The 14,369-nt window shown below is 55.7% G+C and carries 13 protein-coding genes; 6 read left to right on the top strand and 7 right to left on the bottom strand.

Going from position 1 to position 14,369, the window contains the following annotated elements; translation table 11 throughout:
• Positions 1-11 precede the first annotated feature (11 nt).
• From BED41_RS07680 to BED41_RS07665, 4 genes are all read left to right on the top strand, one after another.
• Entirely contained in the window at positions 12-1,442 is a 1,431-nt protein-coding gene (locus tag BED41_RS07680) for an LCP family protein (RefSeq protein ID WP_157102299.1), read from the top strand.
• Between the two features lie 27 nt (positions 1,443-1,469).
• On the top strand, positions 1,470-1,838 hold the full coding sequence (gene rsfS, locus BED41_RS07675) for a ribosome silencing factor (protein ID WP_066744580.1): 369 nt from the start codon (positions 1,470-1,472) through the stop codon (positions 1,836-1,838).
• Positions 1,839-1,842: 4 nt separating this feature from the next.
• On the top strand, positions 1,843-2,214 hold the full coding sequence (locus BED41_RS07670) for an HIT family protein (protein ID WP_066744579.1): 372 nt from the start codon (positions 1,843-1,845) through the stop codon (positions 2,212-2,214).
• Positions 2,215-2,342: 128 nt separating this feature from the next.
• Positions 2,343-3,260, top strand: a complete 918-nt coding sequence (locus BED41_RS07665; protein WP_066744578.1) for a ketopantoate reductase family protein — start codon at positions 2,343-2,345, stop codon at positions 3,258-3,260.
• Positions 3,261-3,566: 306 nt separating this feature from the next.
• Here the strand turns inward: BED41_RS07665 and tpiA are convergent, their stop codons facing one another.
• The 7 genes from tpiA to rapZ form a co-directional block, all read right to left on the bottom strand.
• Positions 3,567-4,352, bottom strand: a complete 786-nt coding sequence (tpiA, locus tag BED41_RS07660; RefSeq protein WP_066744576.1) for a triose-phosphate isomerase — start codon at positions 4,350-4,352, stop codon at positions 3,567-3,569.
• A gap of 184 nt (positions 4,353-4,536) precedes the next feature.
• Positions 4,537-5,727, bottom strand: a complete 1,191-nt coding sequence (locus tag BED41_RS07655) for a phosphoglycerate kinase (protein ID WP_066744574.1) — start codon at positions 5,725-5,727, stop codon at positions 4,537-4,539.
• A 3-nt stretch (positions 5,728-5,730) separates the two neighbouring features.
• Complete coding sequence (gene gap, locus BED41_RS07650) at positions 5,731-6,750, bottom strand: type I glyceraldehyde-3-phosphate dehydrogenase (RefSeq protein ID WP_066744572.1); 1,020 nt, start codon at positions 6,748-6,750, stop codon at positions 5,731-5,733.
• Positions 6,751-6,980: 230 nt separating this feature from the next.
• Positions 6,981-8,960: an amylo-alpha-1,6-glucosidase gene (locus BED41_RS07645; protein WP_066744570.1), complete on the bottom strand. Its 1,980-nt coding sequence runs from the start codon at positions 8,958-8,960 to the stop codon at positions 6,981-6,983.
• Positions 8,935-9,849: a DNA-binding protein WhiA gene (gene whiA / locus BED41_RS07640; RefSeq protein ID WP_066744568.1), complete on the bottom strand. Its 915-nt coding sequence runs from the start codon at positions 9,847-9,849 to the stop codon at positions 8,935-8,937. The genes BED41_RS07645 and whiA overlap by 26 nt, the downstream gene beginning before the upstream one ends.
• Positions 9,850-9,860: 11 nt before the next feature.
• On the bottom strand, positions 9,861-10,979 hold the full coding sequence (locus BED41_RS07635; RefSeq protein ID WP_066744566.1) for a gluconeogenesis factor YvcK family protein: 1,119 nt from the start codon (positions 10,977-10,979) through the stop codon (positions 9,861-9,863).
• Positions 10,976-11,869, bottom strand: coding sequence for an RNase adapter RapZ (gene rapZ, locus BED41_RS07630; RefSeq protein WP_066744564.1), 894 nt, complete (start codon positions 11,867-11,869; stop codon positions 10,976-10,978). Before rapZ ends, BED41_RS07635 begins: the two co-directional genes overlap by 4 nt.
• Before the next feature lie 402 nt (positions 11,870-12,271).
• Between rapZ and BED41_RS07625 the strand changes: the two genes are divergently transcribed.
• Both BED41_RS07625 and BED41_RS07620 read left to right on the top strand, forming a co-directional pair.
• Positions 12,272-13,426 carry a double-cubane-cluster-containing anaerobic reductase gene (locus BED41_RS07625; RefSeq protein ID WP_066744562.1) on the top strand — a complete coding sequence of 385 codons (1,155 nt, stop codon included), beginning with the start codon at positions 12,272-12,274 and terminating at the stop codon, positions 13,424-13,426.
• Entirely contained in the window at positions 13,426-14,184 is a 759-nt protein-coding gene (locus BED41_RS07620) for an acyl-CoA dehydratase activase (protein ID WP_066744560.1), read from the top strand. The genes BED41_RS07625 and BED41_RS07620 overlap by 1 nt, the downstream gene beginning before the upstream one ends.
• The last annotated feature ends 185 nt before the right edge of the window (positions 14,185-14,369 follow it).

Genomic DNA, 14,369 nt, shown 5'->3' with positions numbered 1-14,369 from the left:
AGGAAGCACCTTTGATACGCTCAAGAACTATTATTTTGATAATAATATGCGGACTTATCGCCATCTTCGGCGGCGCCGGACTGCGGCTCTATTTTGCGTGGCACACCTCACAGGACGACATACGCAGGGCGTTTGAAAACGAAAGTCAGAAAAAGGAGAACGAAAGTTATGCCGCACTGCTGAAAGAGCAGGGGCGGTTCAACATTCTCGTCATGGGCGAGGACGATGTGGAGGGATCGCGGCGCTCCGATACGATCCTCTTTGTCACCATCGACATCGACGACAAGAACATGCGCGTGATTTCGCTGCCGCGCGACACACGCGTACAGATCCCACACCACGGAACACAGAAGCTGAACCATGCCTTCGCCTACGGCGGCCCCGACCTGCTTAAGGCGACGGTCGAGAAATACCTCGGCCTGCCGATTCTTTATTATGTCGTCATCAATTACGACAGCTTTCCCGAATTTGTCGACATGGTCGGCGGGGTAGAGGTGGACGTTCAGAAGAGGATGCGTTATGTTGACAGGGCAGGCGGCCTTGATATAAATATTCAGCCAGGACGGCAGCTTCTTGATGGAAAAACTGCCCTGAAATATGTACGTTTCAGAAAAGACGCCCTCGGCGACATTGGCCGTATACAGCGCCAGCAGCAGTTTATCAAAGCGCTCGTTAAGAAGGCCTACGATCCGCGCGTCCTGATCAAGTTCCCGGAACTCGCGGCGCAGGCGATGAAGATATTTAAGACCGACATGTCACCGACCCTTGCCGTGCAGCTTGCGGGCTTTGTACAAAATGAGCTTGGCCGTGATCGGATGTTTTTCTCTATGCTGCCCGGAGAACCGGTGATGATCGACCGTCTGAGCTACTGGATGGGCGACGTCAAGGCGGCAAACGCCTTCCTCAACGCACCCGTTGAGGCACTGATTTCCGGCGACGTTACGGAGGGCAGCGGCAGGAATGCGAAGCAGGTGCACTTTACGAGCGCCGGGGACGCCGTAACCGCCTCAGCGGACGTCAGCGGAGAGGGAAGCCAGCCCGGAACACAGACGGTTCAGAGCGGCGCTAAAAAGGACGAAATGAGCAAAGATGAGCTAATGACCCTGATAAAGTCGATGCCGGAGTCGGTGGCGGTCCTCAATGGAACAGGCAAGGCAGGTGTGAGCGCCGAGATATCAACACGCCTGCAGCAGCTCGGCGTCGACGTGATCCATTCCGGCAACGCGAAGCATTTCGACTATCAGCACTGCAACATAGTCTACCCGACCAACGCCAGCGAGAAGGTCAAGACGACGGCACGCCAGCTCGGCACGCTGCTTAAGATCCCCAAAAACCTCGTGCGCCCGAGCCAGCAGGCCTTTTACGCCTCGATAATTGCGGGACATGACTATAAGAAACTGACTACATTATTGGATAATATGCTGAAGATCAGCAATCAGTAAGGAAAAATAAAGAGGAGTGACCTGTTAATGACGGAAAAAAACGAAGATTTCTGCGCGCCGTACATGCCTTTGGTAGAGGCGCTGCTTGACAAACACGCGGCGGAGGTCAGCGTACACAACCTGAGCGAGATATCAGGCTTCGCGGATGTGTTTATCGTAGCAATCGCCCGTTCGGAGCTGAACGCAAGGACGCTGAAAGATACCGCCTGCGACATACTTGACGAGACGGGAGCAAAGTACCGCGTCGAGGGTGAAAACAGCACCAGATGGACGCTGATCGACGCGGGAGACCTTATCGTCAATATACTAAGCCGTGAGGGACGCGACTTTTACAGGCTTGATTCGCTCTGGGGCGACGCTCCGACGAAGAAATTCACCGATCAGGACGAAGATTAGCTCCATGGAATGCATCTTCTGCAGGCTCAAGGATTATGTTCTGGAAAATGAGCTCGCCTACGCGGTATTCGACGCAATGCCGGTAAACGAAGGCCATATGCTCATCATCCCCAAGAGGCATGTGCAGAACTATTTCGACATCACCCTCCAGGAGGAGGCGGCGATGCACGAGCTGCTTCGCAGGGGAAAAGAGCTGCTGGATGAAAAATATCACCCTGACGGATATAACTTCGGGGTAAACTGCAACAAATGCGCGGGGCAGTCGGTGATGCACGTCCATATGCATCTGATACCGCGCTACAAAGGCGACACAGAATCGCCGCTTGGCGGCGTGCGCGGCGTCATCCCCGAAAAGATGGCCTATATAAAGAAATAACGTTAAGCAGGATATAGTACCGGCACAGATCTGACGGGAGTTGCCCCGTCAGATTTTTTTATACGCGGGGGGTACAAAAGCGCCTGCAAGATGATATTATTAGGCATCACTATGCGGGAGGTGTACGGATGAAAATAGCTGTGCTGGGCATCGGCGGCGTCGGCGGTATCGTTGGCGGCGCGCTGGCAAAAAATTATACAGAGACCTACTTTTATGTGCGTGGAAAAAACCTCGACGCCATACGCCGGAGGGGACTCAGGGTGCGGTCCGCCCTGCTGGGCGATTTCACGGTGCAGCCTAAGCTAGCCTCGGACAGCGCGGAGGAGCTTGGCCTGATGGACGTCATCTTCGTCTCATGCAAGGGGTACAATCTGAGGGCGGCCTGTGAGTCCATCGCGCCAATGATCAAAGCGGAAACGCTGGTGATACCGCTGCTGAACGGCGTCATCGTCTCCGATATGATGAGGCCGATGCTGCCTCCGTGCCTACTGGCGGACGGCATCATTCGCGTATTCAGCCATCTGGAACAGCCGGGGCATATCGTGCAGAGCTACGGCCCCTGTAGCGTCATCCTCGGCATGAGGGATGGCGGCATACCACAAAAGCTGGAGGAGACTGCGGCCATCGTCGGCAAGGCCGGTATCAGCACCACGTTATCGGACGACATTCTTGCCGACAGCTGGAATAAATATATGATGATGTGCGGCAACAGCGTGCTATTTTGCTGTTGTGACGGACCGGCGGGAAAGGTCCGCGAACATCCCGGCCACATGGAGTTGGTACGCGCCGTAGCCGGCGAACTGATCGCGGTGGCGGCGGCCTCCGGAGTTACGATGCCAGCTGATATGGCCGACCGCTATACGGAGAATTTTTCAAAGCTGGCGCCGGAGGCGATGAGTTCGCTTTACCGAGACCTCAGCGGCGGCAAACCGCCAAGCGAAACGGAGTTGGACCATATCATCGGCAGGATGATTGAACTGGGACAACAGTACGGCGTACCGACGCCGTACCACAAAGCCGCCTACGAACGTTTTGCCGCAAAATAAAGACGGACTTTAAAGGCGGGTATTCCGAAAACTGAATTTTAGAATAACGACTTACAATTACAAAAAAGGGATTCATTCACAGCAATACGCGTGACAGAATCCCTCTTTTTTTACACTTTGACATCCCTCTATATTGATGGGGAAGCGCTTTATAATGATGTCCTATAATTTATCTTATGTTACATAGAACCCCTCTCGAAATATCCGAGAGGGGGCAAATGCTGATTCTGAGGCTATTTTTGTATAGTGCTGTTCATGCACTTTATGTCCTATATCTTTGCCGTTATGTTACGTTGTCTTTCGTATCTACAGCGCGTTCTTTACTATCTGGATGAAGCTCTCAGGCTTGAGCGAGGCTCCGCCGACAAGCACACCGTCGATGTCCGGCTGGGAGATGATGCCCTTTGTATTCTCGGGCTTTACGCTGCCGCCGTACAGTACGATGAGCTCATCGGCCGTCTTCGCGCAATAGCTTTCCGCCGCGAGGCCGCGTATGAACTTGCAGATCTCTTCTGCGTCGGCGTCGCTGGCCGTCTTGCCGGTACCGATGGCCCAGACGGGTTCGTAGGCGACAATCACCTTTTCAGCGACGGTCTTTCCCTCCATCCCCTTAAGCCCCTCGACAAACTGTCTCTTGATGACCTCGAAGGCCTTTCCCGATTCGCGTTCCTCAAGCGTCTCACCGACGCAAAGAACCGCGGTCAGGCCGCCCTCTACGGCTGCGTGTACCTTTTTGTTGAGCTCTTCGTCTATCTCGCGGAAGATGTGACGTCTCTCGCTGTGGCCGATCAGGACATGCGTCGCGCCGATCTCCGTGATCATCGGCACCGATATTTCGCCCGTAAAGGCACCGCTCTTTTCCCAATGTGTATTCTGCGCGCCGATTATCACCGGCATCTCTTTAGCGCCGCAGACGGCGGTGAGCAGTGAGACGGCGGGCACGAAGAAAGCGATCTCTTCCTTCCCATCGGCGACAGCCTTTTGTACCTCGGGAGCGGCCTTTATCTCTGCATCAAACTTGTTAAGAAATTCACTTGTAGCCTTTGGACCGTTAAACATCTTCCAGTTGCCAGCGATAAACTTTCTGCGCATATTAGATACATTCCCTTCTATCCCAATGATCATTGTTGTTTTGTTTTTAGGGCAGTTTTATTATTGTTTTTAAGGTATTTATTCAATATATAAGAGTCAAGATTTCGTCCTTCACTGCACCTTATACTCTTATACAGAAAAGGGCGGATATTATCCGCCCTTCGTATCTTTTATTTAATCGTCACTAATCTAAAACGTAGGGCTCGATGCCCGGCAGACTCTTCCCCTCAAAGAATTCGAGGCTTGCGCCGCCGCCTGTGGAGACGTGCGATACCTTGTCCTCCATCTTGAAGAGGGCTATCGCTGCCGCGGAGTCTCCCCCGCCGACGACCGTCAGCGCGCCCTTTGCTGTGGCGTCGGCAAGGGCCTTGGCCACGGCTTCGGTGCCCTTGGCGAAGGCCGGCATCTCAAAGACACCCATCGGTCCGTTCCAGAGCACGGTCTTAGCCGCCGTTATCTCTTTCGCGAATAGCCCGGCGGTCGCGGGACCGATGTCAAGTCCCATCTGATCTGCCGGGATAGCCTCCGCAGAGACCACCGACGCCGGCGAATCGGCCTTGAATTCCGGCGCGGTGACGACGTCAGTCGGAAGCATGATCTTTACGCCAAGCTTAGCGGCTTCGTCAAGCATCCTGGCCGCGAAGTCGAGCTTCTCTGTCTCGCAGAGCGATTTGCCGATCTCTTTGCCCTGCGCCTTGAGGAAGGTGAAGGCCATGCCGCCGCCGATGAGGATGGTATCGACTTTTTTAAGCATATTCTCCACCACCGCTATCTTGTCGGAGACCTTAGCGCCGCCGAGGATGAGGACGAAGGGTTTCTTCGGTTCGTCGCGCGCCGCGGAGAGCATCGTGATCTCACGGTCGATGAGTTTGCCTGAATATGAGGGCAGAAGCTCGGCCGCCGCCCTTGTCGAGGCGTGCGCCCTGTGCGAGGCGCTGAAGGCGTCCATCACGAAAAGGTCGAAGTCTTTTGTGAGGCGCTTGGCGAATTCGAAATCGTTTTTCTCCTCTTCGGGATAGAAACGGACGTTCTCCAGCAGCAGCACTTCGCCGTCTTTCCAGGAGGCTACGGCCTCGTCAACCTTTTCACCCACGCAGTCGGGGACGAAACGCACGGGCCAGCCCGTGAGCTTCGCAAGCTCCTCGCCTACGGGTTCCAGGGTGTATTTAAGGTTGAAGGTTCCCTTCGGCCGGCCGAGATGTGAGATCAGGGCGACCTTCGCGCCGGCTTCACGCAGAGCCGTAAGCGTCGGAAGATGGGCCTTGATGCGCGTATCGTCGCTGACCCTGCCGTCGGCGAGGGGAACGTTGAAGTCCACCCTCACCAGAACCTTTTTCCCCGCTACCTCCGATGGTGAAAAGGTCTTCAGGCGCATGGCTTAAAGTCCCTTTTTGAAGATGTAGTTCGCGAGATCGATAACTCTGTTGCTGTATCCGCACTCGTTGTCGTACCATGAGAGGAGCTTTATCATTCTGTCTCCCATAGACATGGTGTGCATCGGCGCGAATATCGACGAATTGGTATCGCCTACGAAGTCCATAGACACGAGGTCTTCGGGCTCGTACTCAAGTATTCCCTTAAGCGGGCCCTCGGCTGCCTCTTTCATCGCCGCATTGACTTCGTCCACCGTCGCCGGCTTCTCAAGGACTACGGTGAGGTCGACGACCGAAACGTCGGGGGTAGGTACGCGGAGCGCGAAGCCGTTGAGCTTGCCTTTGAGCTCCGGCATAACCTCGGAGATCGCCTTCGCGGCTCCGGTGCTGGTCGGTATGATCGAGAGGGCCGCCGCTCTGCCGCGAGAGAGGTTCTTGTGCGGGAAGTCGAGCGTCTTCTGGTCGTTAGTATATGCGTGGATGGTGTTCATGAGCCCCTCTTTGATGCCGAACTTGTCCTGGAGGACTTTGCAGACGGGAGCGAGGCAGTTTGTCGTGCAGGAGGCGTTGGAGATGATGTTGTCTTTCTTGGGATCGTAGACGCCCTCGTTGACACCCATAACTATCGTGGCGTCATGGTTCTTGGCGGGAGCCGAGATGATGACCTTTTTCGCGCCGGCTTCAATGTGCGCCTTCGCCTGGTTGGCGTCGGTGTAGCGGCCGGTCGACTCTATGACAAGGTCCACGCCCATCTCTTTCCAGGGCAGTTTCGCGGGATCGGGCTCCGCAAGGGCCTTGATCCGGTGTCCGTTTACTACGAGGTAGTCGCCGTCGACTTCAACTGTGCCGGGGAAACGGCGGAAAACTGAGTCATACTTAAGCAGATATGCAAGAGATGCCGGCGGTGTGAGGTCGTTTATCGCCACTATTTCAAATTCATTATCTTTCCCGTTCGTGAAAAACGCGCGGAGAGAAAGACGTCCGATACGTCCAAACCCGTTGATTGCAACCTTGTACTTAGCCATTGTAAGTGCCTCCTTAGAATTTTTACCAATACCTTGTGAAAAGAGGGATAAACCTAGTATTTATCCCTCTTTTATGATTGTGCTACTATATTCCGTTTATGTCAAACAAAAATTTCCATTTTTATAAATTAACGCTTATTTTTATTCGTCCGCCTTATACAAACGCCAATTGAGCCGCAAACATTCTACAATGCAAAAACGTATGTTCCGCTGGTTGGCGGCTGCCTGTTTTATTCGCCGGCCTCAAGATTCTCATGCAGTACGCGCAGAAGTTCTCCGAGCGATACGGCGCTGAGGACGTCTCCGTGCGGACGGTAGGGCATCATGCCGTCGAAGAGTTCCGCTACCCCGCCCAGGCATCCGTGGCGCAGGTGCGAATTGAACGGACGGATGAATACCCATCCAAGGTCCTTACGCGAAGGATTGTTTTTGAGGTATGCGGTAATGAACTGCCCAAGCAGCCATGTCCAGGCCATGCCGCGGTAGCGGGCCTTGAGGCGCTGGTCCAGGCGTCCCTCGGAACGGCCCTTGAACTTGTCATGGCGCGGGTCGAGGGTGCGGAGTCCGTATGTAGTGTAGAGCTCGTTCCAGCAGAGGCGCACCACATTCTGTGCCGCATCCGGCGATAGCGGGCTGAAGGGCAGCGAGGCCGCCAGTATCTGGTTCGGGCGGATCGTGCCGTCGTTTTTGAAGGTCTCTGGATCGACGCTGTCGTAGAGGCCCTTCATATCGAAGCTCCAGAAGGTATCGTTGAAGGACTTGGCGCACTTCTCTGCCGCCTCCCCAAACTTTTTCGCTGAATCGGCGCAGCCGCACTCAAGCGCGTATTTCTCGGCGCATTTCAGCGCGTTGTACCAAAGGGCGTTGACCTCCACGAGGTATCCCTTGCGCGGAACGACTACTTCGTCGCCGGCCACGGCGTTCATCCAGTATCTTGAGGGATGCGCCGAGGTCATACGGAGGAGCATATTCGCGTCGCATACCGCATCCAGCTCGGCGGCACCTGAGATATACTTTTCGACGATCTCTTTTATCGCGCGGGCGAACGCGGCTCTGTCCTGAGCGGAGGCCTCTTTATGGTGCGAGAGGTATTTGTCCGCCGCGTATACGAACCAGAGTCCGTTGTCGATGCAGCCAAATTCACAGGAGCCGTCGTCGGCGAATTTTTCTGGCATGACCCAGCCGTTTTTCTCGGCGATCTCAAGCCAGTATTTGAGCGTCTTCGCCGCGACCTCTTCCCTACCGGTGGCGAGAAGCAGTCCGGGCAGCGAGATAAAGGTGTCGCGCGCCTTCGTATCGACTGAGGGATAGCCGGTATAGATGGGGGCGATGCTCTCGGGGCGGTCGTCGACGAGATGGTACGAGGATACGATCATATCCTGCTCAGCGCTGTTAAGGGCGGGAATATTCGCCTGCTCGAGGATATTTTCAAATCTCTCCGCCGTCTCTTTTTCCATAGCGGCAAGCTCCTTGAGCGTGAAGCTCTGCGGTTTCTCGGAGAGCACCACATAGACCACGTCTCCCTCGGATATCTCGTTGGAGATGAATCCAGGCGACCACAGATGGTCGACGCCGGCGGATTCGGGGCGGTCATCCTGCTCGTAGATGAGGTTTTCAAACCATAGAGGCTTCAGCGACCATGTGCCTGCCGTGGCCGAGCAGCAGCTGGCGTGTCCCCTGCCCTTTACACTGATGCTGTGCGCGTCGTCGGAGGATACGCTGAATTCGCTCTTACCCGATTCAGGACATACCGTGTCGCTCAGCCTGTGGGCGAAGAGCGGGCGCAGATCAAGGCGGACCTTATCAGGAGCTGCCAGAAGCTCATACTTTATTACCGTGCATTCTTTTCCATGCGGCATAAAAATCGATTTTTTGAGGAGGATACTATGAATTACAAAAAGTATACTTGGGAATGGATTTCCCTGATATTCCTGTAGATACCTGTAACCGTCCGGGTAAACAAGATCCTTGTAACGGTTCGTTGAGAGCTGGTATTTCTTGTTGCGGTCAAAAATGGTCTCTTCGATTTTGCTGACCAGGACCGAGTGCTGCCGTTCGCTTTCAGGCCTCACCACGAGAAGGCCGTGCTCTCTCCTTGTGTTTGCCCCTATGACTGTGGAAAATCCGTAGCTTCCGCGCCCGTTGGAGACAAGGAACTCCCTCCCGGCGCCTTTGTCATAGGTGTTAACGTCTGCCTTTCCTAAGTACATTGGCATCATCCCCCTTTGATTGCTTTCTTAGCATGGTTTCTAATTTCCGCCACCTATATTCTACCGTACTTTTGCTAATTGGTCTCGGTAAAGTTTGTCCAAGTTCTTTCAAAGTTATGCTCGGATTTTTCTTCCGCGCCATTACCAGCTCAAAAAGCGGCGCTGGAAGCTCCTCCACTATCCCAAGGTCCTCCATCTGACGGATCAGCTCCATCTGGAGACGGGCCGCCTCCAGGCTCTTGTTGATATTCGCGGCGTCGCAGTTCACAAGCTTGTTGGCATGGCTCCTCATCGAACGGTAGATCGCCGTCTCCTCGAGATCGAGGGCTGTCTTGACGAGCCCTATCCGCGAAAGGAATGTGACGATCTGCTGCTGGTCTCTCAGCATCAGTTCGCGGCACTCCATTTTCTTTCTCACACCAACCGTGAAGCCGCAGGATTTCAATATCGCCTGCAAACGCTCCGCGGAGCCCTTCCCCGCCGGCGGACGGATGACCAGATAGTATCCGGCCCTCGGTATATAGAGCGCGCCGCAGCTCCCGAAGAGGCCGCGTACCCAATTCCAATTTCGTGTGCGCTTCGCCATCGCGTTCGTGACGGCGAAGATCTCCGTCGCCGCGCGCCTGCCGATGGAGAATACTATCCGGCCCCTCTGCTGCGTATGGATGAGGCGGATACTCTCTCCGTCCGCCGGACCGCTCCATTCGCATTCTCCCCAGAGGCGCATCAGCCGCCGCACTACGAAGAGGCGGGGCGAGGTGAAGAGATAATCTTCGCCCTCCACATTATAACTCATGCCGTCGATGATTCCGGCCGCCTCGTCTTTTACCGGCTGGGAGGCGGGAAGCGCGCCCCACTCGTCCCAGATGGTGTGATTCAGACCTTCCATTATATGCGCCCTCAGCTCTTCCTGTTCTCGCGGATTAGTTCCATGATCGTCTCCGAGAGGTTCTGCGCGTTATGCCGCAGATATTTCCCGTTTCTTATCTCACAGTAATCGCCGTAGACCACCGTCGTTCCGAGCGACTCCAAATAATTCTCCTCTTTCGCGGAGAGGTAGAGCGGCTCCGCGCCGATCTTGCTGTAGCGCGAAAGAAATTCCGCCGGTATCGCGGACTGGTTGGCAAGCACATAATCGGGGACGGTGCCCAGAACGCCGGTTATCCAGTCGACATGGGCGACGATGTTCATGCCCTCCGTCTCCTTCGGCTGAGTCATCAGATTCGCGATATAGACGATGGGGACCTTCGTATCCCGAAGCAGCTTCGCCATATCGCTGAGCAGAAGGTTCGGAAGCACGCTGGTAAAAAGGCTTCCCGGGCCGAGCACAATTATCTCGGCCTCGGCGAAGGCCTGTTTCACGCCGGACAGCGCCTCGGCGTCCGCAGGCTCTATCCACAGCTTCGCCAGCTGGCTGCCGTTATCCGATATCTCCAGCTCGCCGGAAAGCAGCCTGCCGTCGGCGGTCTCTCCCTTGAGCGTTACATTGTCAGTCGTTACGGGCAGCACCTGCCCGCGTATGGCAAGGAGCTTGTTCAGCTCCTCCACGGCGCGCTGGAAATCGCCCATCATCTCCGTCGTCGCGAGGAGGATGAGGTTCCCCAGGCTGTGACCCTTGAGCTCGCCGCGGTCGAAGCGGAAATTGAGCAGGCTGTTCAGCGAGCTGTCGTTCTCCGCGAGCGCGACGATGCAGTTGCGTATGTCGCCGGGGGGCAGCATGCCCCACTCCTGGCGCAGCCTCCCGGAGCTGCCGCCCTCGTCCGTGACGGCGACAACCGCCGTGATATTCCGGGTAAAGCCCTTAAGGCCGCCAAGCAGCGTTGAAAGTCCCGTGCCGCCGCCGATCGCGACGACGCGCGGCCCCAGCGAGAGCCTGTACTCAAGGGCGTTGGACATGATGCGGTGGCGCTCCGCGGGCCTCCTCCAGAACCTGCGCCGTTTGGGCGCGATAAAATAGACGGCCGCCCCGCCAAGCATAAAGGCTGTTATAAAGGTGAGTATCCAGAGAACGGCGTTCACCAGAGATTTCCTTTGTCGATATCCCGATGCTGCACCTTGACGCGCCTGCCTGCCGCCTCAAGGTAGGCTCCCAGAATCTCCGTGACGGCGACGGAACGGTGCCGCCCGCCCGTACAGCCGATGCAGATATGCAGCTGTTTTTTGCCGGTGTCGCAGTAGACCGAGGAGACATAGTCAAGCAGCGGCTCCGCGCGCGAGAGAAATTCCCCCAGCGCGGGAAAGCCCTTCAGGTACCTCACCACCGGCTCGTCCCTTCCCGAAAGCTGATGAAGTTCGTCGACATAGTTCGGATTGGGCAGGAAACGGACGTCCAGGATATAGTCGGCATCCTGCGGCGGCCCGTACTTGAATCCGAAAGAGCTGACGATCACCGCCGGCTCCTCCATCGACATCCCTGTAGCCTCAAGAAGCCGCGTTTTAAAGTCGGGCAGTTTAAGTCCCGTTGTATCTATAACTATATCAGCATTTTTTATAATGCCGTTTAGAAGTTCCCTTTCGTTTTGAATTCCCTGAAGTATCGTCATCCCCTCAGCGAGCGGATGGCGTCTGCGCGTCGTCTCAAAGCGGCGCACAAGGGCCTCGTCGGAGGAATCCACAAAGAGTATCTCCGTATGGACGTTTTTCTCCCGGAGTCTGGCGGCGACGTTGACAAGGTCGTTCAGCAAATCCTGGCCACGAACGTCGACCACCGCCGCGACGCCGTTGCGCACCGCGGACTGATGGCCCTCAAGCACTTCGAGAAGCTGCGGCAGAAGCGTGGGGGGCAGATTGTCTATCGCGTAAAAGCCCTGATCCTCAAAGACATTTAGGGCGGATGACTTTCCCGCGCCCGACATGCCGGTAATTATGATGCAGCGTTTGATCTCTCTCTTTCTTTCCAAGTAAATCATCTCTCTTTGCCGGAGGCGGTTTTTGCACACCCGCGTCGAAGATCCGTATATCAAGATACTATAACAGATAACGGAACAGACAACGGGAATAATGCATATCTTCCTTTATGTGCATTATAACAAATCTTGCCGCGTTATGTTTATCGGCGGCGGCATTATATTGTAGAATATAAAAAGTTATTCTCGGAGGTGAAGCCAGATGCTGCGCACAGCGATATTTTTTACCTGAGCCGGTCTTGATGCAGGGACTGCATTGCTGTCTATAGTGAGCGCGCGGCGCGGAGGCCTTCGGTAAATCCTCGAAAAAGCCACTCTTGCCCTCTTACTTTATCTGCCGCGCGCGCCTCTTGATGCAGCGCGCCATTAAACATACGACAGGTCAGATAAAAGGGGGAGCATTATATGTACAATAATATAGATCAGATATTTGATGAAATGCGCGAGGCCGTCCACAACGGCCCCGTAGCCGTAAAGGAACTTAAAGAGGCCGGGCGTCCGGTGATCGGTACCTACTGCACGTTCACGCCGTGGGAGCTCGTCAACGCCGCCGGCGGCATCTCCGTCTCTCTGTGCAGCACAAGCGACAAACCGATCGCAGCGGCGGAAAAACACCTGCCGCGCAACCTCTGTCCGCTCATAAAGTCGAGCTACGGCTTTGCGCTGACCGACACCTGTCCTTACTTCCACTTCTGCGACATGGTCGTCGGAGAGACCACATGCGACGGTAAAAAGAAGATGTACGAACTGCTCGGAAGGCTGCGCCCGACCCACGTCATGCAGCTGCCGCAGCGCAGGGAGCACCCCATGAGCCTCGAACTCTGGAAGGGGGAGATCACCGCGCTCAAAGAGGCGCTTGAAGAGCTCTGCGGCACAGAGATAACCGACAAAAAGCTCGCGGAGTCCATAGCGCTCAGAAACACGATGCACGCCGCGGCAATGCGCTTTTACGACCTCTCAAAGCTGCCGGACGCCGTAATAACGGGCAAAGAGATCATGCTCGTATCGGACTATCTCAAATTCACCTTCGACTATGAAAAGAGCGTGGCGAAGGTCAATGAACTCGTTGATAAAATACTGGAAAATTACATCGACGGCCAGCGCCGTCAGGATATCGCCGCCCACCGCATCCTCATCACCGGCTGCCCAATGGGGAAATCTCTGGAAAAGATCGTCGACATCCTCGAATCTCCGGAATGCGCCTCGCTCGTCGTCGGCTTTGAAAACTGCGGCAACCTTAAATGCTCGCACTATAAGGTCCGCGAGGATATCGCCCCGCTTGACGCGCTCGCGGAAAAATATCTCTCCATCCCCTGCTCCGTCATGTCGCCTAACGAGGGTCGCGAAGAGCTGCTGCGCCACTACGCGGAAAGATACCGCGCCGACGGCGTCGTAGACGTCATCCTTCAGGCCTGTCACACATACAACGTCGAATCCTACTCCATCCGCCAGTTCCTCGCCGGCGAGGGCATTCCCTACATCGCGGTGGAGACCGACTATTCACAGGGCGACCTCGGGCAGCTCGCCACCAGGTTCGGCGCCTTCACGGAGATGCTGTGATGGCCAGCATCGGCATCGACATCGGCTCCACCGCGACCAAGGGCGTCCTCTGGAACGGCAGCGGCTTTGAATTCTACCTAACCCCCACCGGCTGGACACCTGGGGAGAGCGCGGCAAAGGCGGTGGCTCAGGTGAGGAGGCGCGGACATATACTTAAAAACGAGGACCTCCACGTCACGGCAACTGGTTATGGGAGAAACGTCTTTCAGGCCGACAAGCGCGTCACAGAGATCACCTGCCACGCCGCGGGCGCGCACTACCTCGCGCCGGAGGCTTCAACGGTGCTCGACATCGGCGGACAGGACTCAAAGGTGATAACCCTCGGCCCCGACGGCAGAGTTACAGACTTCCTCATGAATGACAAGTGCGCCGCCGGCACGGGGCGCTTCCTCCAGAACATGGCGGTACACCTAGGCTGTTCGCTCCAGGACTTCGCCGCGATCCCGGAGAATACGCCCTTCCAGCCGATAAACAACATGTGCACCGTCTTCGCGGAGTCCGAGGTCATCGGGCTGCTGGCGCAGGGCGTGGCGAAAGAATCCATCTGTCTCGGCCTGCTGGACTCCGTAGCCCAGCGCGCGGCAAACCTAATTTCGCGGATATCTGATTACGGTGACATCTGTTTCACCGGCGGCTGCGCGCAGAACGGCCTGCTCGGAAAGCTGATCGAAAAAAAGACGAAACGCCGCGTGATAATCCCCGAACGCGCCCAATACGCGGGAGCTCTCGGCGCGGCGCTGATCGGCGCTGGAATGTAAAAGACAGCGGTCGCCCTACAATATACAAGAAGCGGAGCGGGGGATTTGGCGCAACCCTCCGCTCCGCCTTTTATTTAACATAATGAAAAACAGACCTCCAACGACAAAGGGGAACTTGACGGATCTTAATCATCGCCGTGCCGATTCCCTACGCCCCTGATATTTGTCAAATCTTCAAACTACTC

The organism is Cloacibacillus porcorum (assembly GCF_001701045.1).
In the GTDB taxonomy this organism is placed as follows: domain Bacteria; phylum Synergistota; class Synergistia; order Synergistales; family Synergistaceae; genus Cloacibacillus; species Cloacibacillus porcorum.
The sequence above is the reverse complement of the archived record's forward strand: the minus strand, read 5'-3'. Positions and strand labels throughout refer to the sequence as shown.

What these genes read in the sequence shown, in the direction of transcription:
- rsfS (WP_066744580.1), top strand. Translation starts at nt 1,470, where the DNA reads ATGACGGAAAAAAACGAAGATTTCTGCGCGCCGTACATGCCTTTGGTA.
- BED41_RS07670 (WP_066744579.1), top strand. Translation starts at nt 1,843, where the DNA reads ATGGAATGCATCTTCTGCAGGCTCAAGGATTATGTTCTGGAAAATGAG.
- BED41_RS07665 (WP_066744578.1), top strand. Translation starts at nt 2,343, where the DNA reads ATGAAAATAGCTGTGCTGGGCATCGGCGGCGTCGGCGGTATCGTTGGC.
- tpiA (WP_066744576.1), bottom strand. Translation starts at nt 4,352, where the DNA reads ATGCGCAGAAAGTTTATCGCTGGCAACTGGAAGATGTTTAACGGTCCA.
- BED41_RS07655 (WP_066744574.1), bottom strand. Translation starts at nt 5,727, where the DNA reads ATGCGCCTGAAGACCTTTTCACCATCGGAGGTAGCGGGGAAAAAGGTT.
- gap (WP_066744572.1), bottom strand. Translation starts at nt 6,750, where the DNA reads ATGGCTAAGTACAAGGTTGCAATCAACGGGTTTGGACGTATCGGACGT.
- BED41_RS07645 (WP_066744570.1), bottom strand. Translation starts at nt 8,960, where the DNA reads ATGTACTTAGGAAAGGCAGACGTTAACACCTATGACAAAGGCGCCGGG.
- whiA (WP_066744568.1), bottom strand. Translation starts at nt 9,849, where the DNA reads ATGGAAGGTCTGAATCACACCATCTGGGACGAGTGGGGCGCGCTTCCC.
- rapZ (WP_066744564.1), bottom strand. Translation starts at nt 11,869, where the DNA reads ATGATTTACTTGGAAAGAAAGAGAGAGATCAAACGCTGCATCATAATT.
- BED41_RS07625 (WP_066744562.1), top strand. Translation starts at nt 12,272, where the DNA reads ATGTACAATAATATAGATCAGATATTTGATGAAATGCGCGAGGCCGTC.
- BED41_RS07620 (WP_066744560.1), top strand. Translation starts at nt 13,426, where the DNA reads ATGGCCAGCATCGGCATCGACATCGGCTCCACCGCGACCAAGGGCGTC.